Below are 21,663 nucleotides of genomic sequence, written 5' to 3'. Positions count from 1 at the left end.
CGAAAATAAAGAGGGCCACCCGATGGGTGGCCCTCTTTATTTTCGCTACATTGGAGGTAGTCAGGAAGCTGCGCGGAACAGCTTCGCCAACAAAATCCGCTCAATCCGAATAATCTGCTAAATCTGCGGTCTAGAATTTCAACCCCAGGTCCAGGGCAAAAACGCTGTTTTTGATAGTGACATCGCTAAAGCCCCGGGTGCGCTCAAAGTAGTGGTCGAGGTTGACCAGGCCGTGGTGGTAGCTGAGGCCGGTGAGCACTTTAGTGCTTTTACCCAGCTGATATTCAAGGCCGAGGCCGCCAATCAGCCCGGCATCGACCGGGAAAACGTGGGCTGAAGCATCGGTTTGCGCATTGCCATTATAGGGGTCGGTATAGAATTTATCCCCATTGACGCGCGTTGAAACCGGAAAGCCCACCGAGCCACCTACCTGAAAATACAGCCGGGTAGCCGGAGCTACTTCGTTGGTAAACAACTTCAGTGTCAGGGGTATTTCCAGGTATTGAATAGCAATTTTTTGGCTGACCCGTGCGCCCGGAGTTGGCGTTACACCATTTTCCAGGTAAGAGAACGTTCCCCCTTTACCGGTCAGAAACAAACCGGTATTAAAAGCATAGTTTTCGCCGAAGAAGTAATCCAGAAATACGCCACCCCCAAAGCTGAACTTGCTGCTCTCACTTTGGAATGAGGTGCCGGATGGTGAGCCGGTCCGGAAGTACGAGATAGAAGGCGATACCTTCAGGCCAATCTCGACCTGAGCAAAGGCAGTAGAAGTGAGGGCCATCGCCGCCGCAGTGAGCAGAATTTTCTTCATGGATAAGAATAGGTAAAGGTTGGTGGTCCTAAACGCAGGTGGGCACCAGAAGGGTGTATTTTTACGCAAAAATAGCTACAGCTTGAAAGTATCTGCTTTTATCGTGAGTATGGGGCTGGCAGCAGGGCTGCTGGCCGGTTGCCAGCGCGACCCGGAAGGCGGGTGCCGCCCCAACCCGGCCAGCAATGCCCCGGCCGCCCCGGTGAACCTGCGCCACCTCGAACGGCCTTTCTTCCGGATTAAGAATCCGGCCGAAGGGTTGCAGTTTATCCGGGCTAATCCCGTTTTTGCCCGCTATTATCTGCAGGCCGGGCAGGCCCCGACCGATACGCTGGCCAAGGCTTTGGCGCAGCTGGCTACCAACCCGGCTTTGCAGAAGCTGAGCCAGCAAACTGCGGCCGCGTTTGCCGATTCGGCCGGGCTGCGCCGTGAGTTGGGGACGTTGTTTGGGCGGGTGAAGTATTATTTTCCCGACTTTAAAGCGCCGGCCGTAGCCGCTACGTATGTAAGCGGGCTGATGGGCAAGGACATCTATGTAAATGACAGTCTGCTGGTAATCAGCCTCGACTGGTTTGCCGGTCCGCAGGCTAGCTATCGGCCCGACCTGCCCGGCTATATGCTGCGGCGCTACCGGCCGGCCTACGTGCTGCCCACGCTGGCCCTGGCTGTATCGAGCAAATACAACCGCCATCAGCTCACCGCTACCTCTATGCTCGACCAGATGGTAGACCAGGGCAAGCGCCTCTACTTTGCCGGTCAGATGCTGCCCTGCACCCCAGACTCGCTGCTTATCGGCTTTTCGGGCAAAGAGCTGAAAAACGTAAAGTTTAATGAAGCCCGCATCTGGGGTCATTTTCTGGAAAACAACCTGCTGTACACCACTACGCCGTTTGTGATTCAGAAATACGTGGGGGAGCGGCCTAATGTGCCCGAGATAGACCGCACCTGCCCTGGCCGCGTGGGCCAGTGGGTGGGCTTGCAGATAGTACGCAAGTATATGAGCGAGCACGCCGATGTGACGCTGCCCCAACTCATGGCGCAAAAAGATGCGCAGCGCCTGCTCAACGACTCGCACTACCGGCCCAAGAAATAAGGCGGAATAGGAACGTATGGTACTACAGGCTTACCGGCCACAAGAACTTGATTTTCCTGCCTAATCAGGTACCATGCACATCGCCGTTTTCAGCCAGTACCATACCAGCCCCGACTGCCCGGCCACCAGCCGGCACTACACGCTGCTGGCTGAGCTGGCCAAGCATCATCGGCTGACGCTGCTGACTACGCCGGCCTGGCGAAGCCAGCAGCTGACCCAGGAGTTTGCCTGGGTACCACCAGGGGTAGAGTTACGCGAAGCGGCGATTCCGTATGAAAACAAAATGGGGCCGGCGCGCCGGGCGCTGGCCTTTGCGCAATATGCAGCCTGGGCGGTGCGGGCCGGACGGCGCATCGACCGGCCCGACGTGGTCTGGGGCATCAGTACTCCGCTGACGGCGGCCTGGGCGGCCGCCCGCGTGGCTCGCCGCTGGCAGGTACCGTGGGTATTTGAGGTTCAGGACCTGTGGCCCTCTTTTCCGGTTGCCATGGGGCCGTTCCGACCGCCCTGGCGCGCCGCCAATTATTTGCGCTGGAAAAGCGGCTCTACGAAAGCGCGGCGCATATTGTGCCGCTCTCGCCCGATATGAGTGCCTACATAGCCGGCCTGGGCATTGCGGAAAGCAACATTACCACCCTGCTTAATGGCACCGACCTCGACCTGGCTGCCCGGGCCACCCCGGCAGCCGTGGCCGCCCTGCGCCGAGTCCAGGGCCTGGAAGGGCAAAAGGTAGTGCTCTATGCCGGCACCTTTGGCCGGGCCAATGACATGCCGACGGTAATTGCCGCTGCCGAGCAGCTGGTGGCTGCCGACCCGGCGGCCACGTTCCTGTTTTTGGGCCACGGCTACTATGCGCCGCTCGTAGCCGCCGCTGCCGCCCGCTGGCCGAGGCGGATTCGGCTGGTGGGGGCGCAGCCACGGCACGCGGTCTTCAGCTGGTTCGCGCTGGCTGAGGTAGCCGTGGTATCATTTCTGGATATGCCCGTGCTGGACACTAACTCGCCCGCCAAGCTCTACGACGCCCTGGCCGTGGGCACGCCGATAATTGTGACCAACAACGGGTGGACTAAAGCCCTGGTTGCCAGGCATGGCTGCGGCTGGTATGCGCCGGCCGGCGATGCGGCGGCGCTGGCCACGCGGCTGGGAGCCATACTGGCAGCTACCGAAAGCCGCCGGGAAGCCGGCCAGCGCGGCCGGCAGCTGGCAATAGCTCAATTTGACCGCCTGGCACTGGCCGGTCAAATGCGGCAGATTTTAGAACGTGCCGCCCGGCCACTGTAAGCGGGCGCTACGTTGCGGAACGCAACGAAAAAGCCCGGCTGCAACTCGTTGCAGCCGGGCTTTTAGCAAAAAAGGAATCTGCGTCTTTACGACTACTTGATTTTCACCTTACGGCCGTTGCTTTTTACGCGGGCACCGGGTACTACTACCGTGTTAGGAGCTACCGTAGTAGTGTTAGGGTTTACCGTGGTCGTGGTTGACTCCACAGTATTGCTCGACGGCGTGGCCGGCATCACTTGCATAGGCGTCCCGACAGTAGTTGGCGTAGTGGTGGTCTGGCGGGTAGTAGTCGTGGTAGTGCTTTGCGCGCTGGCCGAATAGGCACCCGTTGTAAGCAGGGCAGCAAGAACAAGGAGCTTTTTCATGATAAAAGAATTTTCGGTGGAAAAGAAGCAAAGCTGGCCTCGGTAGAAACCGCTTTCGTTTTGCCGTTAACGCAACACGCCGTGCAAAGGTTGAGATTAGTCTACATGCGTCGTTCACCTAAGCAGCGAGTCTGGGAAAGAATAGTATTTTATATATTAAGGACGGTATTCAGATAGTAGCCGTCGCGCTGCTGGCAAAGCATATGAGTGCTGCTTTGTCTTTTATATTGCAGGTTGCCCTACCAGTTCCACCTATTTGTACGACCTCGTGACCAGCGCTCCATGCTATATCATCTACCTGGCTTACGGCTCCGAAGAGCTTCAGGCAGAGGCATTATATAGTATTCTTTCATATTATAAGGCAGCGCAGCAGCCCGCGCAGCTACTGGTTTATACCGACTCGCCAGCTTCGTTTAACCAGGTACTCGGCGACCGTGCCGGCATTATCTACCCCAACGTGACCCCGGCCGAATGGCAAAGCTGGCGGGGCAGCAGCAATAAGATTTATTTGCTGAAGGCGGGCGTGTTGAGCCATGCCGGGCGGCACTACCCCGGCAACCTGCTTTTCGTCGATACCGATACTATCTGGCTTGCCGACCCGGCTCCGCTCTTCACTCCTATAGAGAAAGGCCAGTGCATCATGCACGTTTGCGAAGGGCTGCTGGCTACTGGCAACCAGCTGAGCCGAAAAGTATACCGGCACCTGAAAAATCACCCGTTTGTGGTGGGTGAAAACCAGTATACCGTTACGAAAAACACTGTCTTATATAACTCAGGGGTAATTGGCTTGCTGTCGGCGGCGGCTACGCGCGTGGACGAAGTAATAGCACTGGCCGACCAGCTATATGCCACTTATAACAAGCATATGATGGAGCAGCTGGCATTCGGATTGTGGCTCGAAAAGACGGGGCCTATCCGCGAGGCGGCCCCTTACGTGCTCCATTATTGGAATTTGAAAGCCGCCCGCCCGCAGCTGGCGCAACTGCTCCGAGCGTATGCCGGCAAGTCGCTGGATGAGTTTTATGCGCGAGCTACGGCCCTTAACCTTGCGCAGCTGCACCGGGCTGAGATGGCGTACCGCGAATGCCCGTCGTGGCAGCGCACGTTGCTGAAGCTGCTGGGCCGCTACTGGCAGATGCCGGCTGCCGGCCACTAGCAGGCTCGTAACCAGCAAATTACGAAATCGGCACCTTACGCAGAATCGCCTCAATCAGGTCGTGCGTACGGATGCCATCGGCCTCCGCTTCATAGGTCATTAATATTCGGTGATTTAGCACGTCTTCGGCTACATCTTTAATGTCTTCGGGCAGCACGTAGTCGCGGCCGTCGAGGTAGGCTACGGCGCGGGCGGCGCGGTGCAGGGCAATGCTGGCGCGAGGGCTGGCCCCAAACTGCACGGCCTGCGCAAACTCGGGCAGGTCGTAGTCGGCCGGCCGGCGGGTAGCGAACACCAGCTCAATGAGGTACTTTTCGAGCGTATCCGAAATCTGCACCTGATTTATCTGGTCGCGGATGCCAAAAATATCCTCCCTGGTAAGCACGGGCTGCACATTGCCCTGAAAGCCCATGTTGGCCATGCGCCGCATTACCTCCAGCTCGTCGGCTTTCTTGAGGTAATCGACGTGCACCTTCAGCATGAAGCGGTCGACCTGGGCTTCCGGCAAGGGGTAGGTTCCCTCCTGCTCCACCGGGTTCTGGGTAGCCAGCACCAAGAAAGGCCGGTCGAGCGTGTACGTCTGGTCGCCAATCGTGACCTGGTTTTCCTGCATGGCTTCGAGCAGGGCGCTCTGCACCTTGGCAGGCGAGCGGTTTATCTCATCGGCCAGCACGAGGTTAGCGAAGATAGGCCCCTTTTTGACTTCAAAAACCGATTGGTTCTGGTTGTAAATCATGGTGCCCACGAGGTCGGAGGGCAGCAGGTCGGGGGTAAACTGCACGCGCTGAAAATGCAGATGCAGCACCTGGGCCAGGGTCGAAACGGTGAGCGTTTTGGCCAGGCCCGGCACACCTTCGAGCAGAATATGGCCCCCGGTAAATACCCCAATCAGCAAGCGACTCACCAGGGCGTGCTGCCCCACCACTACTTTTTCCATCTCAGCAAAAGCCTGGCGAATGAGCGGACGGTAATCGGTGGCGGAAATAGGCTGCATAGAACAAAGTAACAGCCGCAGGGCCATTTGCTCGGCTAAAACATCCGGTAGGGCACCCTATTGAGTGGCGCAAAAGCCAACCCCGACCTACAAAATTTCGTTTGGAAAGCTTGCATTCTGTTTGTTTCGGGGGTCGCGTCCGGTTTCACTCACCTTTTCTCTGCCTGTGTCAGTCTATCTACGACGCTTTTTGTACGTAATTTTTGGGTTAATCGCGCTGGTGCTGCTGGCCGTGATTGGGATAGTAGTGTACCTGCAATTTCCATCGGGCCAGGACTTTGTGGCCCGCCGGGCCGAAGGCTACCTGCGCGATAAGCTGCACACCGAAGTGCGCCTCGGCACTTTTCGCACCGATTTTCGCCACGCTATAAACTTCGACAATGTGTATATGGCCGACCAGCAGCGCGATACGCTGCTTTCGGTGGGCCACCTGGGCGTGAGCATCGATATTTTTGCCTTGCTGCACAAGCAGGTAAATATCAAGGATGTGGAGCTGGAAAATGGCCGCGTGCGCCTGACCCGCACCGAGCCGGACAGCGTCAACAACTACGACTTTATTATCAAGGCATTCAGCAGCCCGGCCACGCCGGCCGATACGGCTAAGTCGACCCTGAAGTACGATATCGGCAAGGTGCACCTGAGCAATATCCTGTTTACGCAGCAAGACCAGGTGGCCGGCTCCGACCTACGGGCTAAGCTCGGCGACCTGCTCGTGAACATGGACGAGGTAGATGTGAATAACTCGGTTTATAAGGTGGATAACGCGGCGCTACGGCACTCGTTTATCCGTATGGACCAGACCAAAACTGCTCCGCAGCTGGCCGCCAACCAGCCCACTAAGCCGCTGAGCCTCACATTCGGCCTTCATAAGGCCACGCTGGAAGACGTGGGCTTTACCTATAAAAACGCCCCGGCGGCGCAGTACCTCGACACCCGTATCGGGCTGGCCGACGTGACAACCAAAAATATCGACCTGATTAAAGAGCACATCGACCTGGATAAGCTGACGCTTAAGAACACCACGTTTGCTTATTCTCAGAACAAGAATGTGCCGGTAGCGCAGCGCGTTATCAACCCTGCCGAGGCTGTGCGCAAAGTGGATGCCGCCGTGCAGCAGGCCACCGTCGAGCCCCTGAAATGGCGCGTCACGCTCAATCAGTCGGACATCAGCCAGCTGGCGGTGAATTTTGATAATTTCAACGACCCCAGGCTGAAAAGCCGCTACCCGGCGCTCGACTACAGCCACCTGCACTTCACGGATTTGGTGCTGAATACCCGTGACTTAACCTTTACCGACAACCGCACTACGGTAAAGATTGACGACCTGGCGGGCAAGGACCAGAGCGGCTTTGCCATCAGCTCGGCGCGGGCCAATGTGGAGTACGATTCGGTGCAGATTCGCCTCGACAGCCTCGATTTGATAACGCCCAACTCCCGTATTAAGCGCAGCCTGGGCATGCGCTATAAAAGCCTGAGCGCTATTGCAAAAGACCTGCCCAACCTGGGGCTGAGCGGCGATTTGCGCAATACCCGCCTGGGTTTCCGCGACGTGCTTTACCTGGTACCGAGCCTGGCTGGCACGCCGCCCTTCACCACCGGCCCCAACCAAAGCGTGCTGCTGAGCGGGCTGGTGAGCGGCCGGCTGGGCGACTTAACTATTCAGAACTTTGATTTTGTGGGGCTACGCAATACGGTGGTGCAGGCGCGGCGGGCGCATATTGTGGGCCTGCCCAACGTGGACGGCCGCCTATATACCGACCTGGATATTCAGCGCTTCAGCACCACGCGGGCCGATTTATTGAGCGTGCTGCCCAAGGGCACCGTGCCCGACAATATTAGTATTCCCCCTACCCTTTCGCTGAGCGGCACCTTTAAGGGACGACCCACTACGCTGGCTTTCGCTACCAACCTGAAGCTGCGCTCGACCTACGGCAACGTGGCCTTTTCGGGTAAGCTGGGGGCCAAGCAGGCCAATGGCCAGCAGCCGCTGGTGGGCACCTTTGCGGTGCAAGGCTTTGATGCGGGCAAGCTGCTGAAAAACCCGACGCTGGGGCCCATCACGGGCACCGGGCGCATTAATGCCACGGGTAATCTGCAAGACCCCAGCACGCTGGTGGGCAAGCTCACCGCCAATATTCAAAGCGCACGATATAATGGCTACACCTACCACGGCGTAACCACGGCCGTGGATATCGACCGGAGTAAATACACCATCGCCGCCAGCAGCCACTCTGACCCCAACCTCGACCTCGACCTGAAGGCCGTGGTGAACCTGCGCGACGCCAAAAACCCCAGCTACGAAGTAACCTCACTGAACCTGCGCGGCGTAAACCTCTCGGCGCTGGGCTTTTATACCGGCGGTAGTCTGCAAGTGAAAGGCGACCTGGCGGCTAATCTGCGCGGCTCCAGCCTGAACACGATAAACGGCACGTTCAGCGGCAATCACATTGTAGTTGTAAAAGACAAGCAGCCGTTTGCGCTCGATTCGGTGCGCGGCAGCATTGTGCAAACGGCCAGCCGCACGGCAGTTGACTTCAACTCGAACGTAGCGGCGGCGAAGCTTGACGGCAACGTGCACCTGGGCGATATTGCTACCGAGCTCAAGCAGCATATCAACCGCTACTTCCACCTCGACGGCGTGACGCCCTTCCGCAATCCGAATGGTAATCAGCAGTTTACTTATTCACTGCGCGTAAAGCGGCCCCGCATGCTTACGCAGTTTGTGACGGGGCTGAAGCGGCTGTCGCCCTTCACGCTGGCCGGCGACTACAGTCGCGCCGCCGCCCGCCTCACGGCCCAGACCAATATTAGGTTTATCAGATATAACAACTACCGGCTCGACTCGCTGAAGCTGGACGTGAACTCGGACCCGCGTAAGCTTGACTACGCGCTGCGTCTGGCCCGCGCCCGCCAGGACACCAGCCTGACCCTGCGCCGGCCCAGTGTAGTTGGCTTTCTGGCTGACAATAAGATAAATACCCGCGTGGCTATACTAGGCGACAGCAGCAACCGCGAGCGGCTGGCGCTGGCTGGTACGGTGGAAGCGCTGGAGCAGCACGGCCACGATGCCTATCAGTTTGTGGCCGCCCCCGACCAGATTATCAACTACGACAAGTGGACGGCCGGCGCGGGCAACTATGTGCGCTACAATGCCGACGGCACCATCGTGGCCAACGCCCTGCGCCTGAGCAACGGCAGTTCGACGCTGGTGGTGCAAAGCCAGGACCCGGCCGTAAACACCTCGCCGCTGGCTGTGCGCTTCGAGCAGTTCAATCTGGGCATCGTGAGCCGCGCCCTCGGGCGGGCCGACTCTACCCTGGGCGGCACGCTGAACGGCGAAGCCGTGGCGCGGGGCCTGGGCACCAAAAAGCAAGCCTTCACGGCTAACCTCACCATTAAGGATTTACTATATAACAAAATCGTACTGGGCGACCTGGCTTTGCAGGCCAGCAACCCCGTGGCCGACCGCTACGACGTAAATGCCCGCCTCACCGGCGGCGGGGGCAACGACGTGACGGTGCATGGCGCGTACCAGACCACCGGCAACACACCACTCAACTTCGTGGCAGACGTGGCGCGGCTGAACGTGAAAACGGCCGAGCCCTTCTCGGCCGGGCAGCTGAGTCAGGGTACCGGCTTTGTGAGCGGGCAGCTGACGATAGCCGGCACCACCAGCGCGCCGCAGGTACGCGGCCAGCTCACAACCTCGACCGATGCCAGCTTCGTAGTGCCGCAGCTCGGCTCGCCGTTCCGGCTGGTGAGCCAGCCCGTGACCTTCGATGATAAAGGCATTGCCTTCAACAACTTTACGGTGCTCGACTCGGCTGGCAACAAGGCGGTGGCCAATGGCTACCTGCTTACCAAAAACCTGCTTGACTACGCGTTTGACCTGCACGTAACAACTACTAAGTTTCTGGCGGTCAAGAGCAAGCGCAGCAAGGCCAATACACTCTACTACGGTCGCCTGGTGGCCGATTCGGATACGCGCCTGACGGGGCCGCTGTCACTGATTAAGATTGATACCCGCGCCACGGTAGACGAAGGCTCGGACCTGACAGTGGAAAACCCCGCCGCCGACCCCAGCGTGGTAGCCCGCGAAGGCATCGTGCAGTTTGTGGACCTCAAGCCCAAACCCAAGCCCCATCTAGTAGCCGAGGTCGAGCCTGACTCGGCCAATACCAGCTCGTTTGGCTACGACCTGACGGCCACGATTACGATAACCGATAAGACCCCTTTCACCATTATCGTAGACCCGGTGAGCGGCGACAACCTGCGCGTGCGGGCCGCCGGCACGCTCACTACTACCCTCGACCCCAGCGGCAACCTGACGCTGACCGGCCGCCTCGACGTGCGCCGGGGCAAGTACAAGCTCTCGCTCTATGGCCTGGCTACCAGGGAGTTCACCATTTCCAATGGTTCGTACCTGGTGTGGACCGGCGACCCCTACAACGCCGACCTCAACCTGACGGCCGCTTACCGCGTGAAAGCGGCCCCCGCCGACCTGCTGGCCGCGCAGGGCACCCTCGACCCCACAGCCAGCACGGTATCGCGCAACCTGATGCCATTCAATGTGCTGATTAAAGTAACTGACCAGCTTAGCAAGCCGACTATCGGGTTTGATATCACGCAGCCGGCCAGCTCGACCAGCAGCCCCGTGGGGGCCGAGGTAGAGGCCGTGCTCGGCAACCTGCGCCAGCCCAGCCAGACTTCGGAGCTGAGCAAGCAGGTATTTTCGCTGCTGGTGCTGGGGCGCTTTATTCAGCAGAATCCGTTTGAAACCACGGCCGGCGAGGGCATTGTGGCCAGCCAGCTGCGCGGCTCGGTCAGCCAGGTGCTCACCGACCAGCTCCAGAACCTGACCGGCAAGTACCTGGCCGGACTGGGTATTGATTTGGGCGTGACCAACCAGGCCGACTACAGCAGCGGCTCGGCCCAGGGCCGCACCGACCTCAACGTGGCCGTGCGCCGGCAGCTGCTCAACAACCGCCTCACCGTGCGCCTGGGCACCGACGTGCCGCTGAGCGGCAACACCGGCACGCAGGCCACCCAGGGCAGCAGCGCCGCCAGCAACTTCGCCGGCGATATCAGCCTCGAATACACACTGTTGGCCGACGGCCGCCTGCGCCTGCGCGCCTACCGCCAGAATAGCTACGAAGATATCGACGGGGCCATTGTGCTTACGGGCGCTTCACTGGTTTTTCAGCGCGACTACAACAGCTTCAAGGACTTATTTGAGAAAGTGAGCCGCGACGTGAAGCAGGAGCGCCGTCAGAACAGCAAGCAGGAAAAGAAGGATAAAGACGAGCAGAAGCGCCACGAGCAGCACCTCAACGACTCGACGGCCGCTGCGAACGGGGCCATACGCCGCGATACTACCAAGAAGAACTAGAAATTGGGAATGAGGAACTTAGAATCCGCTGAAAGTACTATATACATTATCCCTCGCACCTCTAAAAAGAACGTCATGCTGAGCCTGCGAAGCATCTTGTCGAGAGTCGTTAGGTTGAGAAATCAACGAAGCGGGCAGGATGCTTCGCAAGCTGAATATGACGTTCTTTTTAGAAGAAGCGCGGGTTATCGCCTCGGCCTTTCCTGCTCTCTCTTCCTGCTGATTTTGGCTACCTCCTGCTCGGGGCTGCGCTACATACCCGAAGGCCAGAAGCTCTATACCGGTAGCAAGGTTATTATCGACTCGCCTACCAAGCTCAAAAACCAAAAGGCGCTGCAAGCCGAGCTGACCACGCTGGAGCGGCCCAAGCCCAACTTTTCGTTTTTAGGCCAGCGGCCCAAGCTGTTTTTCTGGCACCTAGGCGTGGGAAAATCGAAGGGCATCGGGCATTTTCTGGCCAATAAGTTTGGCGAGGCGCCAGTGCTTTTAAGTCAGGCGCAGCCCCAGAATACCCGCAACCTGATGGTAAACCGCCTCCAGAACCGGGGCTATTTTCACGGCGCCGTAACGAGCGAAGTAGTTACGAAAGCTAACACTGCCCAGATAAACTACACTGCCCGCCCCGGCCAGCAGTATATCATTCAGGACATCCATTTTCCTGGCCGCGACACGCTGATTGACAAGGCTATCCGGGGCACGCAGGCGGGTACGCTGCTGAAAACGGGCGACCCCTACGACCTGGATGTGCTGACCAATGAGCGGGTGCGAATCGACCTGGCGCTGAAGAACGAGGGCTATTATTACTTCAATCCCAACTACCTACTTTTCCAGGTCGATAGCACGCTACGGGGCAAGGTAAACGTTTATTACAAGGTAAAGCCTGAAGCACCGGCCAAGGCCACCCGGCCGTACTGGCTGCACACTATCAGCCTGAATACGAACTATATGCTGACTGATACCATTCACCGTGAGCCGGTGCGGTTTCAGAAGTATCTGTATTATCCGGATGAGAGTGTGTTTCGGGCGCGAGCTATCACGCGGGCCGTCTTTTTATACCCTGATAGTCTGTTCAGGCAGCAGCGCCGCGACCAGACGCTGTCGCGCCTCATGAGCCTGGGCACCTTCCGGTTTGTCGAAATCAAGTTTCGGCCATCAACGGTCGGCGATTCGGCCGGCCGCGCCCGTCTCGACTCGGATGTGCTCATGACCCAGCTACGCAAGAAAAGTGTGCGGGCCGAGCTGCAGTTGGTAAGCAAAAGCAACGGCTTTACCGGCCCCGGCCTCATCGTGAGCTACCGCAACCGCTCGGCCCTGCATGGAGCTGAGCAGCTCATTATCAATGGTGTAGCCTCGACCGAAACCTCGACCCGCGCGCCGGCCGGGGCCGAAAGCCGCAGCAATACCGGCCTTATATCCAATGAGTTTGGGATTAATGCTCAGCTTATTGTACCACGCCTCATTGCCCCAGACCTGCCTTTCCTCGACCCACGCCTGGTTAGCTCCGACTTCCAGCCGCGCACCAATTTTGGGGCGGGCATTCGCTACGTATCGCGCACGGGCTATTTCAGCACCACCAGCTACAACTTCAATTACGGCTACAGCTGGAAAACCAAGATTACCAACGAGCAGGAGCTGAAGCTGGTCGATGTGGCTTATAATGCTTTCACCAGCTCGCCGGCCTTCGACCAGGTGCTGGCCGCCCGGCCGTTTCTGAAGCAGGCGTATCAGTCGCAGTTCATCCTGGCCAGTTCCTACCGCTACACCTTCAACCAGCAGATGCTGGAAAAGCGCCGCCAGCAGATTTTCTTTCAGGGACAGGCCGAGGTGAGCGGCAACGTAGCCAATGCGCTAGCCGGCCTAACGGGCGGCAGCAAAGAGCCCGGCCAGTATTATACCATTGCGGGCCAGCGATTTGCGCAGTATGCTAAATTTGACCTTGAGCTACGCGAATATTACCGTATCAGCCCCAATTCCACGTCGGGTAACCGCATTGTAGGTCGTCTGCAGCTTGGGATTGGCTTACCCTACGGCAACTCTTCGGGCGGCTCGCTACCCTACCTGCGCCAGTACGGCATTGGCGGTCCCAACTCTATCCGGGCCTTCGCGGCGCGGCAAATTGGCCCGGGTTCGTACAAGCCCACCGGCACCGATATCGTCAACAGCTACTACGACCAGGTGGGCGACCTACGCCTGGAAGGCAACATCGAATACCGCCAGGACCTCTTCCCCTATGTAAAAGGTGCTATATTCATGGACGCCGGCAATATCTGGCTGGTAAACAACGACCCGCAGCGGCCGGGCGGGCAGTTTGTAGCCAGTCAATTTCTAAATCAGCTGGCGGTAGGCACCGGTGCTGGCCTACGAATTGACGTGCAATTTTTCGTCATTCGCTTCGACTACGCCATTCCGCTGCGGGCCAACTATGGCACCCCGGACAGCAAGACCGGCCGGTTGAACCTGGCCATTGGGTATCCGTTTTAACGGATTATTTTCCTTGTGGTCAATAGCTTAAGGAATTCACGAGAGAATAAACAGTGGTTAAAGTTGTTTTGCACATTGCTGCAACCCTTATCTGACTGGTGTGCGGCGGGCGAACAGCTGGCCGCCCGCCGCGCATTAACTTGGGAGCTGTTCTGACTAGCTGCCATCTAGCCCTGCTTTCTGCCACCTTACAGTACGTTGCCGTGCGCCCGGCGCTTAACTTGCCAAACGTTTACCCACGTTTTCGCTCTGTTATGCCGCTTCCTGCTTCCCGTCCGTGGCTGGCCGCCAGCCTGCTTACGCTAGCTGCCTGTGCCACCAGCCACCCCGCCGCACCACCTGCCGCGGCCACCACTACCCCAGCTGCTGCGCCGGCCGCCGCGCCCGACCCTAAAGGCGTGGGCCTCGACATGGCCGACCTCGACCGCTCGGTATCGCCGTGCGATGACTTCTTTGAGTTTTCGGGTGGTAACTGGCTCAAGGCTAATCCTGTGCCCAGCTACGCCACCAGCTGGGGTCCGCGCAACCTGCTGGGCTTACGCACCCAGGCCACGCTTAAGCAGATACTCGAAGAAGCGGCGGCCAACCGCAGCGCCGCGCCTGGCTCCAACGCGCAGAAGGTAGGCGACTTTTACGCCGCTGCCATGGACACGGTAGCCATCGAAAAAGCCGGTATCACGCCGCTTAAGCCGGAGCTGGCCCGCATTGCGGCCCTCAAAACCCGCGCCGAGCTGCCTGCCCTCGTGGCCCATGAGCAGGAACTGGGTACGGGCGCCTTCTTCCGGAGTGGGGTGCAGGTAGATGAAAAGAATACGACGCGCTACGTCATTGGCCTCGACCAGGGCGGCCTGACGATGGGCGACCGCGATTACTACCTGAAAGACGACGCCCGGACGCAGAAAATCCGCGCAGCTTACCAGGCCTACATGCAGCAGGTGTTTGGCTTGCTGGGTGATAACGCGGCCACGGCGCAACGCAACGCGGCCACCGTCGAGCGCATCGAGAAGCGACTGGCGCAGGCCTCGCGCAGCCGCGTGGAGCTACGCGACCCGCAGGCCAACTACAACCAGATGACCCTGCCGGCCGCCGCGCAGCGCTACCCTGCCGTGCAGCTGCCCAGGCTGCTGGCCGATATGCAGCTGGGCAAAGCGCAGGAAGTGATTGTGGGCCAGCCGGCGTTTTTTGACGAAGTAAATACGCTGCTCAAAACGGAGCCGCTGGCCGACTTGCAGACCTATATGCGCTGGCACCTGGTGAGCTCGGTAGCAGCCACGCTACCGGCCGCTTACGTCGAAGCCAGCTTCCGCTACAACCAGGTGCTGACCGGCGCCAAGCAGCAAACCACCCGCTGGAAGCGCGTGCAGGCCGCAACTGATGCCACCATCGGCGAGGCATTTGGGCAGCTTTACGTGGACAAGGCTTTCTCGCCCGCAGCGAAACAGAAGGCGCTGGAGATGGTCGGCAACGTAAAGGCCAGCCTAGCCGAGCACATTCAGACCAACACCTGGATGAGCGCGGCTACCAAGGCAGAAGCATTAAAAAAGCTGAATGCTCTGCGCGTAAAAATCGGCTACCCCGACAAGTGGAAGGATTATTCGGCCCTGAATATCAGCCGCGAATCGTACACCAAGAACATCCTGGCCGCCCGCCTCTGGGAAAGCCGCCGCGAGGCGGCCCGCTTTGGCGGGCCGGTCGACCATACCGAATGGGGCATGACGCCGCCCACCATCAACGCCTATTACAACCCGCCGCTGAACGAGATTGTGTTTCCGGCCGGCTACCTCCAGCCGCCCTTCTTTGACCCCAAGGCCGATGATGCTGTGAACTACGGTGCTATCGGCGGCGTGATGGGCCACGAGATGACCCACGGCTTCGACGACCAGGGCCGGCAGTACGATGCCGCCGGCAACCTGCGCGACTGGTGGACGCCCCAGGACGCGGCCGAGTTTACCAAGCGCGCCGCTGTAGTAGGCCGCCAGTACGACGCCTTCTCGCCCCTCGATTCGGTGCACGTAAATGGCAAGCTGACGATGGGCGAAAACCTGGCCGACTTTGCCGGCCTCACCATCGTGTACGGGGCGCTCGAAAAGCAGCTTCAGCAGCGCTACGGCAGCGGCCCGCGCCCCAACTACGACGGCTTCACGCCCGAGCAGCGCTTTTTTATGAGCTGGGCGCAGTTGCGCCGCACTAATATCCGGCCCGAAGCCCTGCGCCAGCAGATTCAAACTGACCCGCACTCGCCGGGCCAGTACCGCACCATCGGGCCGATTATGAACATGCCGCAGTTTCAGGCGGCCTTCGGCTGTAAGGAAGGCGATAAGATGACGCGCACAGCTACTGACCGGGCAGTCATCTGGTAGAATATATTATATTTACAATGTTTTTAACTGTGCGAGGGTGCCGGCTTTTGCCGGCACCCTTTTTCGTACCTACCAAACGGGAAACTGGGGCAGGTGGCCGCCAGCCGGCACCAGACTTGGAGCGCTTTGGCAACATATCATGAGCCCGCAAGCTTTAGGTACCAATCCGAAGATTTCCTCTGCTTTTCGGCTGGTTCTTATGTCTCCTTCCCTGCCCGTGGCGGGTACGCCCGCCGGCTTTCTACGAATCATCATTGTGGTCACGACCATCACAGCAGCAGTGATGGAGCTGCTCGACGTGACGATTGTCAACGTGGCACTCACGCAAGTGGCTGGGGCGATTGGTGCCACCATCGAAGACGTGGCCTGGGTAATTACCGCCTACGCCATCGCCAACGTCATTATTATCCCGCTTACCGGGTTTCTGGCCGAGTATTTTGGGCGTAAAAACTACTACCTGTTTTCTATCATCGGGTTTACTATTGCCTCGTACGGCTGCGCCTCTTCCACTCACCTGCTTGAGCTGGTAGGCTGGCGCTTTATGCAGGGGTTGGCCGGTGGGGCGCTGCTTTCCGTTTCCCAAAGTATTCTGTTCGACGCCTTTCCACCTAGGCAACGGGGGGTAGCGGCCGGTATCTTCGGCATGGGCATCGTGCTGGGTCCCACACTGGGCCCGCTGCTGGGCGGGTTAATTGTGGACAACTACCACTGGTCGTATATCTTCTACGTGAACGTGCCGGTGGGTATCGCGGCAGCCCTGCTCACGTTCTTTTTTATCGATAAAAAGCCGGGCGAGGGCCAGCGGAAAAGCCAGATTGTGATTGACTACCTGGGCATCGCGCTGCTGGCAGTGGGAGTCGGGAGCTTGCAGTACGTGCTGGAAAAAGGCCAGGCCGACGACTGGTTCGACGACCAGGCCATTCGGCTGTGCTGCGCGCTGGCGGTAGCCGGGCTGGGCGGCTTTGTGTGCCGGCAGCTTACCACGCGGCACCCCATCGTCAACCTGCGCATCCTGGGGCGGGGCACGCTGGGCGTGACGACCATTTTCAGCTTCGTGGCCGGGCTGGGCCTGTTTACCTCCGTGTTTGTGTATCCGGTGTTGGTGCAGCGCGTCAACGGCTTTACCCCCACCATGACGGGCGTTTCGCTGCTCTGGCCCACGCTCACCTGCCTGCCCTTGTTCCCGCTCATCGGCCGCCGCTTGTCGGCCGGCGACTCACCACTGCCCTACATCATCGCCGGCTCTTCGCTCTTCATCGTGTTTGGCTTCTACAGCGGAACGCTCAACGGGCAGGCCGGGCCCTGGGATTTTTACCGGGCGCAGGTGCTGCGGGTTATCGCCGTGACGCTCTTGCAGCTGCCGCTGCTTAACCAGGCGCTGGCCGGGCTCTCACCGAAAGACTTTCCGGCGGCCATCGCCCTCAACAACATGATTAGGCAGCTCGGCGGGGCTTTCGGCATCGCGCTGGCCAATACGTACGTGGCCCGCGCCTATGCCCAGCACCGCGCCGACCTGGTGGCCCACCTCGACCCCGGCAATCCGCTGCTCGTGGACCGCCTCCGGCACCTGGGCAACTCGGTACTGCAGGCTTATCGCATCCTGGACTTGCAGGTAGACCGCCAGGCCTACCTGCTTTCCTACCTCGATACCTTCCGGCTGGTGGGCCTGTTTTTCGTGCTGGTGCTGCCCCTGACTTACCTGCTGCGTACTCGCAAGAAAACCGCTGCCGAAATTGCCCTGGCGTCTAAAGCCTTGGCAGATGCGCACTAAGCCTACGATAGCCCCGTAATAACACCTTCCGCATCAATGTCCATCCCGACCGAGGCGGGCACAGCCGGCAGCCCCGGCATCCGCATCATGGTGCCCAGCAGCGGAATAAGAAAGCCGGCCCCGGTGGCCAGCTCAAATTCGCGCACCGTCACGCGGAAACCGGTGGGGCGGCCGATAAGCTTTTCATTGTCGGAAAACGATTTCTGCGTCTTGGCCATGCAGATTGGCAAACCCGACAGCCCCAGCTTAGTAATACGCCGCAGGTCGGCCTCGGCTTTGGGCGTATAATCGACCCCGGAAGCCCCGTAAATTTCCCGGGCAATGGTTTCAATTTTCGCCTTCACCGGCTGCTGCCAGTCGTAGAGCGGGCGAAAGTGGTTGCTGCCGCTGGCCAGGCTTTGCAATACGGCTTCGGCCAGCTGGGTGGCACCGGCACCGCCTTCGGCCCAGCTCTTGCTTACCACGGCCGGCACCCCCGCTTTTTCGCACAGCTGCTGTAGCAGCGCCACTTCCGCATCCGTATCCGTGAAGAAATGATTGATGGCCACGACGGGCGTCAACCCAAACTTACGGGCGTTCTCGATGTGCTTTTCCAGGTTGGCAAAGCCGTTGGTCAGCTTTTCCAGGTCGGGCGTATTCAGCTCGGCCGGCGTGGCGCCCCCGTGGTGGCGCAGCGCCCGAATGGTAGCTACCAGCACCAGCGCCTGGGGCGCCAGGTTGCCGTAGCCACACTTGATATCCATAAACTTCTCCGCGCCCAGGTCGGCCCCGAAGCCGGCTTCCGTTACCACATAATCGGCCAGCGAAAGCCCCATGCGGGTTGCCAGAATGGTATTGGTACCCTGGGCAATGTTGGCGAAAGGCCCGCCATGAATCAGCGCCGGATTACCTTCGAGGGTCTGCACCAAGTTGGGCTTGATAGCATCGCGCAGCAGAATGGTCATGGCGGCCTCTGCCTTCAGGTCGCGGGCGTACACCGGCTCATTATCGTAGGTGAAGCCGACAAAAATGTTCCCGAGCTTGGCTTTCAAATCCGTCAGGCTGGTGGCCAGACACAGGATGGCCATCACCTCCGACGCCGCCGTGATGTTGAAGCCGTCGCTGCGCATCACGCCGTTGGCTTTGCCCCCAGGCCAATTACTATTTCGCGCAAGCTGCGGTCGTTCAAATCAATGGCCCGCTTCCACGTTACGGTACGCGGGTCGATTCGGAGCGCCGGGGTCGGGTATTGCAGCGCATTGTCAATGAGGGCCGCCAGCAGGTTGTTGGCCTTCTCTATGGCGCTGAAGTCGCCCGTAAAGTTCAGGTTGATATCCACCATCGGAATAACCTGCGAGTGCCCGCCGCCGGTGGCTCCGCCTTTTATCCCAAAAACCGGCCCTACCGACGGCTCGCGCAACACGGCAATGGCCTTTTTACCAATCCGGTTAAGGCCGTCGCAGAGGCCCACCGACACCGTGGTCTTGCCCTCACCGGCCGGCGTGGGGGTAAGCGCCGTTACCAAAATAAGGTAGGACTTGGCCATTTTTTCCGCATCAATGAGGTGCAGCGGCAGCTTGGCTTTGTACTTTCCGTATAGCTCCAGGTCGTCTTCGGCAAGGGCCAGGCGCGCAGCTACCTGCTTAATTGGCTGTATGGGGGCCGCTTGGGCAATTGCAATGTCCGTCATACTTATTCTGATGGGCTCGAATGGTGGGGGTGTAACAGCAAAGCAGTGCTTTTGTGTCCGAGCGGCCGGCCGGGCGGAGCGCTCACCCGGCGTTACTTTCGCTTTTCTCTTTTCGCTTATGTTGCACAAACTACTTCTCTTTTGCGGGGCCCTGCTGCTGGGCCAGCTGGCCCACGCCCAATCCATCTACTCAGCCACCGACCCGCTGGCCCACACCTTCAGCATCGTGGCGCGCGACCCCAAGACCGGCGAAATGGCCGTGGCCGTGCAAAGCCACTGGTTTTCGGTGGGCACTTCCGTCAGCTGGGGCGAGGCCGGCGTGGGCGTAGTGGCCACTCAGTCGTTTACCAATAAGTCGTTCGGCCTGCGCGGCCTGGCTTTGCTGAAGAGCGGCAAGTCGGCCCAGCAGGCGCTGGATGAGCTGCTGGCCGCCGACGAAGGCCGCGACGTACGCCAGGTCGCTATTCTCGACAACCAAGGCCGCGTGGCTACCCACACCGGCAAAAAGTGCGTCGATATGGCCGGCCACCAGCAGGGCGCGCAGTTCTCGGTACAGGCCAATATGATGCTGAATAATACCGTGTGGGGTGCCATGGCCAAAGCCTACGAAGCCAACGCCGCCCTGCCGCTGGCCGAGCGCGTACTGGCCGCCCTCGACGCGGCCCAGGCCGCCGGAGGCGATATCCGGGGCCGGCAGTCGGCCGCGCTGCTCGTGGTGCGCGGCACCACCACCGAAGGCCCCTGGGCCGACCGCCTCGTGGACTTGCGCGTCGACGATGCCGACAAGCCGCTGGTGGAGCTGCGCCGCCTGCTGAGCCTGCACCGCGCCTACGACCACATGAACGCCGGTGACCTGGCCGTGGAGAAAAACGACATGCCGAAGGCAATTCAGGAATACCAGGCCGCCGAGAAGATGTTTCCTAAAAACCTGGAGATGAAGTACTGGCACGCCATTACGCTGGCCAACAAGCAGCAGGTACCCGCCGCGCTGGCTTTGCTGAAGCCCATTTTCCAGCAGGAGCCCAACTGGCGGACACTCACCGAGCGTCTGCCCAAAGTGGGCTTGCTGACGGTAAGCCCGGCCGAGCTGAAGCAGATTCTGGCGCTGAAGTAAGCTACCTACTACTAAGATTAAAGAACGTCATGCTGCGGGCAGCATGACGTTCTTGCTTTAAATTTTTACCTTCTCTCCCTATGCGCCATCTCCTACTTCTCTTCCTCGCCGTAGCCAGCCTCGCGGCCCGGGCCCAGACCAAGCCTGCGGCCAACAAAGTTCCGCACCACTTCTTCACCCTTACCAATTTTAAAACCGAGAGCGGCACGGTATTGCCCCAGGCGCTGGTCGGCTACGGCACCTACGGGCACCTCAACGCCAAGCGCGACAATGCTGTGCTGCTGCCCTCGCACTACATGGCCGGGCACCGGGGCTACGAGTGGCTGATTGGCCCCGGCAAATGCCTGGATACCACCAAGCTGTTCCTGGTCACGACCGAGCTGTTTGGCAACGGCCACTCGTCGTCGCCCAGCAACACGCCCGAGCCGTTTCACGGGCCCCGCTTTCCGGTCATGACCATCCGCGACAACGTGCAGGCCGTGCATGAGCTTCTGACCAAGGAGCTGAAGATAACGCACCTGCGCGCCCTTATCGGCTTTTCGATGGGTGCCGAGCAGGCGTTTCAGTGGGCGGTGAGCTACCCGACTTTTGCCGACCGCATCGTAGCGACTTCGGGTACGGCCAAGAACTACCCGCACGGTGTGGTGCGCCTTGAGGGCCAGATTGCGGCCCTCACCGCCGATGAGGCGTTTAAAAACGGCGACTATACCGCCCCGCCCACCAAGGGCCTGGAGGCATTTGCCACGGTCTGGACGGGCTGGCTCTTTTCGCAGGAGTGGTGGCGTAAAGAGCTGTGGCGCAGCGATGAGAAGCCCGGCACCACCTTCGAGCAGGTGCTCAACAACTTCCGCACCCACTTTATTCCGGGGGCCGATGCCAACGACCTCATCGCCCAGATGCGTACCTGGGAATACCACAACGTAGGCACCACGCCGGGCTTCGGCGGCGACGTGGAGAAAGCACTGCGCAGTATCAAGGTGCCCATTCTGTACATGCCTTCCGCCACGGATTTGTACTTCCCGGTGGGCGATGCGCGCTACGAGGCGGCGTTTATTCCAGGCGTGCAGCTGCTGCCCATTCCGTCGCTGTGGGGCCACACCGCGGGCGCGGCCAGCAACCCGGCTGATGCTAAGTTTTTGAACGAGAATATCGGAAAGTTTCTGGCGGGCAAGTAGC

At 59.6% G+C, this 21,663-nt stretch carries 13 protein-coding genes and 1 pseudogene; 10 read left to right on the top strand and 4 right to left on the bottom strand.

Annotated features, from left to right (window positions below; genetic code table 11):
* Positions 1–130: 130 nt before the first annotated feature.
* Positions 131–814: a porin family protein gene (locus GKZ67_RS01375; protein WP_173240823.1), complete on the bottom strand. Its 684-nt coding sequence runs from the start codon at positions 812–814 to the stop codon at positions 131–133.
* Positions 815–896: 82 nt separating this feature from the next.
* Between GKZ67_RS01375 and GKZ67_RS01370 the strand changes: the two genes are divergently transcribed.
* The 3 genes from GKZ67_RS01370 (at position 897) to GKZ67_RS22880 (ending at position 3,188) form a co-directional block, all read left to right on the top strand.
* A complete protein-coding gene (locus tag GKZ67_RS01370) occupies positions 897–1,907 on the top strand; it encodes a gliding motility lipoprotein GldB (RefSeq protein WP_173240822.1) in 1,011 nt (336 codons plus the stop codon).
* A 73-nt stretch (positions 1,908–1,980) separates the two neighbouring features.
* The gene (locus GKZ67_RS22885; protein WP_254244998.1) at positions 1,981–2,496 is read left to right on the top strand and encodes a glycosyltransferase; all 516 of its coding nucleotides are present in this window, start codon (positions 1,981–1,983) and stop codon (positions 2,494–2,496) included.
* Positions 2,493–3,188 carry a glycosyltransferase gene (locus GKZ67_RS22880; protein ID WP_254244997.1) on the top strand — a complete coding sequence of 232 codons (696 nt, stop codon included), beginning with the start codon at positions 2,493–2,495 and terminating at the stop codon, positions 3,186–3,188. Before GKZ67_RS22885 ends, GKZ67_RS22880 begins: the two co-directional genes overlap by 4 nt.
* A 92-nt stretch (positions 3,189–3,280) precedes the next feature.
* Here GKZ67_RS22880 and GKZ67_RS01360 read toward each other — a convergent pair whose 3' ends face one another.
* A complete protein-coding gene (locus GKZ67_RS01360) occupies positions 3,281–3,553 on the bottom strand; it encodes a hypothetical protein (RefSeq protein WP_173240821.1) in 273 nt (90 codons plus the stop codon).
* A gap of 256 nt (positions 3,554–3,809) precedes the next feature.
* Here GKZ67_RS01360 and GKZ67_RS01355 point away from each other — a divergent pair, with 256 nt between their 5' ends.
* Complete coding sequence (locus GKZ67_RS01355; protein WP_173240820.1) at positions 3,810–4,709, top strand: hypothetical protein; 900 nt, start codon at positions 3,810–3,812, stop codon at positions 4,707–4,709.
* Between the two features lie 19 nt (positions 4,710–4,728).
* On the opposite strand, the gene GKZ67_RS01350 is transcribed toward GKZ67_RS01355, so the two are convergent.
* Positions 4,729–5,703, bottom strand: a complete 975-nt coding sequence (locus tag GKZ67_RS01350) for an AAA family ATPase (RefSeq protein ID WP_173240819.1) — start codon at positions 5,701–5,703, stop codon at positions 4,729–4,731.
* A 166-nt stretch (positions 5,704–5,869) separates the two neighbouring features.
* Here GKZ67_RS01350 and GKZ67_RS01345 point away from each other — a divergent pair, with 166 nt between their 5' ends.
* The 4 genes from GKZ67_RS01345 (at position 5,870) to GKZ67_RS01330 (ending at position 17,704) form a co-directional block, all read left to right on the top strand.
* Complete coding sequence (locus tag GKZ67_RS01345) at positions 5,870–11,092, top strand: translocation/assembly module TamB (protein ID WP_173240818.1); 5,223 nt, start codon at positions 5,870–5,872, stop codon at positions 11,090–11,092.
* Positions 11,093–11,317: 225 nt separating this feature from the next.
* Positions 11,318–13,573 (top strand): BamA/TamA family outer membrane protein, encoded by a 2,256-nt coding sequence (locus GKZ67_RS01340; protein WP_173240817.1) that lies wholly within the window; start codon positions 11,318–11,320, stop codon positions 13,571–13,573.
* 254 nt (positions 13,574–13,827) lie between these two features.
* Complete coding sequence (locus GKZ67_RS01335) at positions 13,828–15,933, top strand: M13 family metallopeptidase (protein WP_173240816.1); 2,106 nt, start codon at positions 13,828–13,830, stop codon at positions 15,931–15,933.
* 199 nt (positions 15,934–16,132) lie between these two features.
* Complete coding sequence (locus GKZ67_RS01330) at positions 16,133–17,704, top strand: DHA2 family efflux MFS transporter permease subunit (RefSeq protein WP_173240815.1); 1,572 nt, start codon at positions 16,133–16,135, stop codon at positions 17,702–17,704.
* A gap of 2 nt (positions 17,705–17,706) precedes the next feature.
* On the opposite strand, the pseudogene GKZ67_RS01325 reads toward GKZ67_RS01330, so the two are convergent.
* Positions 17,707–19,373: pseudogene (locus tag GKZ67_RS01325) on the bottom strand (formate--tetrahydrofolate ligase).
* Between the two features lie 118 nt (positions 19,374–19,491).
* Between GKZ67_RS01325 and GKZ67_RS01320 the strand changes: the two are divergent.
* Together GKZ67_RS01320 and GKZ67_RS01315 are read left to right on the top strand one after the other, a co-directional pair.
* Positions 19,492–20,487, top strand: a complete 996-nt coding sequence (locus GKZ67_RS01320; RefSeq protein ID WP_173240814.1) for a DUF1028 domain-containing protein — start codon at positions 19,492–19,494, stop codon at positions 20,485–20,487.
* Between the two features lie 80 nt (positions 20,488–20,567).
* Positions 20,568–21,662: an alpha/beta fold hydrolase gene (locus GKZ67_RS01315; RefSeq protein WP_173240813.1), complete on the top strand. Its 1,095-nt coding sequence runs from the start codon at positions 20,568–20,570 to the stop codon at positions 21,660–21,662.
* Position 21,663: the final 1 nt, after the last annotated feature.

Source organism: Hymenobacter sp. BRD67 (assembly GCF_013256425.1).
Classification (GTDB): domain Bacteria; phylum Bacteroidota; class Bacteroidia; order Cytophagales; family Hymenobacteraceae; genus Hymenobacter.
This window is presented reverse-complemented; position numbering and strand designations above follow the sequence as displayed.

Bases quoted from the DNA above. Each gene is read 5' to 3' on its own strand.
- GKZ67_RS01320 (WP_173240814.1), top strand. From the start codon at position 19,492: ATGTTGCACAAACTACTTCTCTTTTGCGGGGCCCTGCTGCTGGGCCAG.
- GKZ67_RS01350 (WP_173240819.1), bottom strand. From the start codon at position 5,703: ATGCAGCCTATTTCCGCCACCGATTACCGTCCGCTCATTCGCCAGGCT.
- GKZ67_RS01360 (WP_173240821.1), bottom strand. From the start codon at position 3,553: ATGAAAAAGCTCCTTGTTCTTGCTGCCCTGCTTACAACGGGTGCCTAT.
- GKZ67_RS01315 (WP_173240813.1), top strand. From the start codon at position 20,568: ATGCGCCATCTCCTACTTCTCTTCCTCGCCGTAGCCAGCCTCGCGGCC.
- GKZ67_RS22880 (WP_254244997.1), top strand. From the start codon at position 2,493: ATGAGTGCCTACATAGCCGGCCTGGGCATTGCGGAAAGCAACATTACC.
- GKZ67_RS01375 (WP_173240823.1), bottom strand. From the start codon at position 814: ATGAAGAAAATTCTGCTCACTGCGGCGGCGATGGCCCTCACTTCTACT.
- GKZ67_RS01330 (WP_173240815.1), top strand. From the start codon at position 16,133: ATGTCTCCTTCCCTGCCCGTGGCGGGTACGCCCGCCGGCTTTCTACGA.
- GKZ67_RS22885 (WP_254244998.1), top strand. From the start codon at position 1,981: ATGCACATCGCCGTTTTCAGCCAGTACCATACCAGCCCCGACTGCCCG.
- GKZ67_RS01335 (WP_173240816.1), top strand. From the start codon at position 13,828: ATGCCGCTTCCTGCTTCCCGTCCGTGGCTGGCCGCCAGCCTGCTTACG.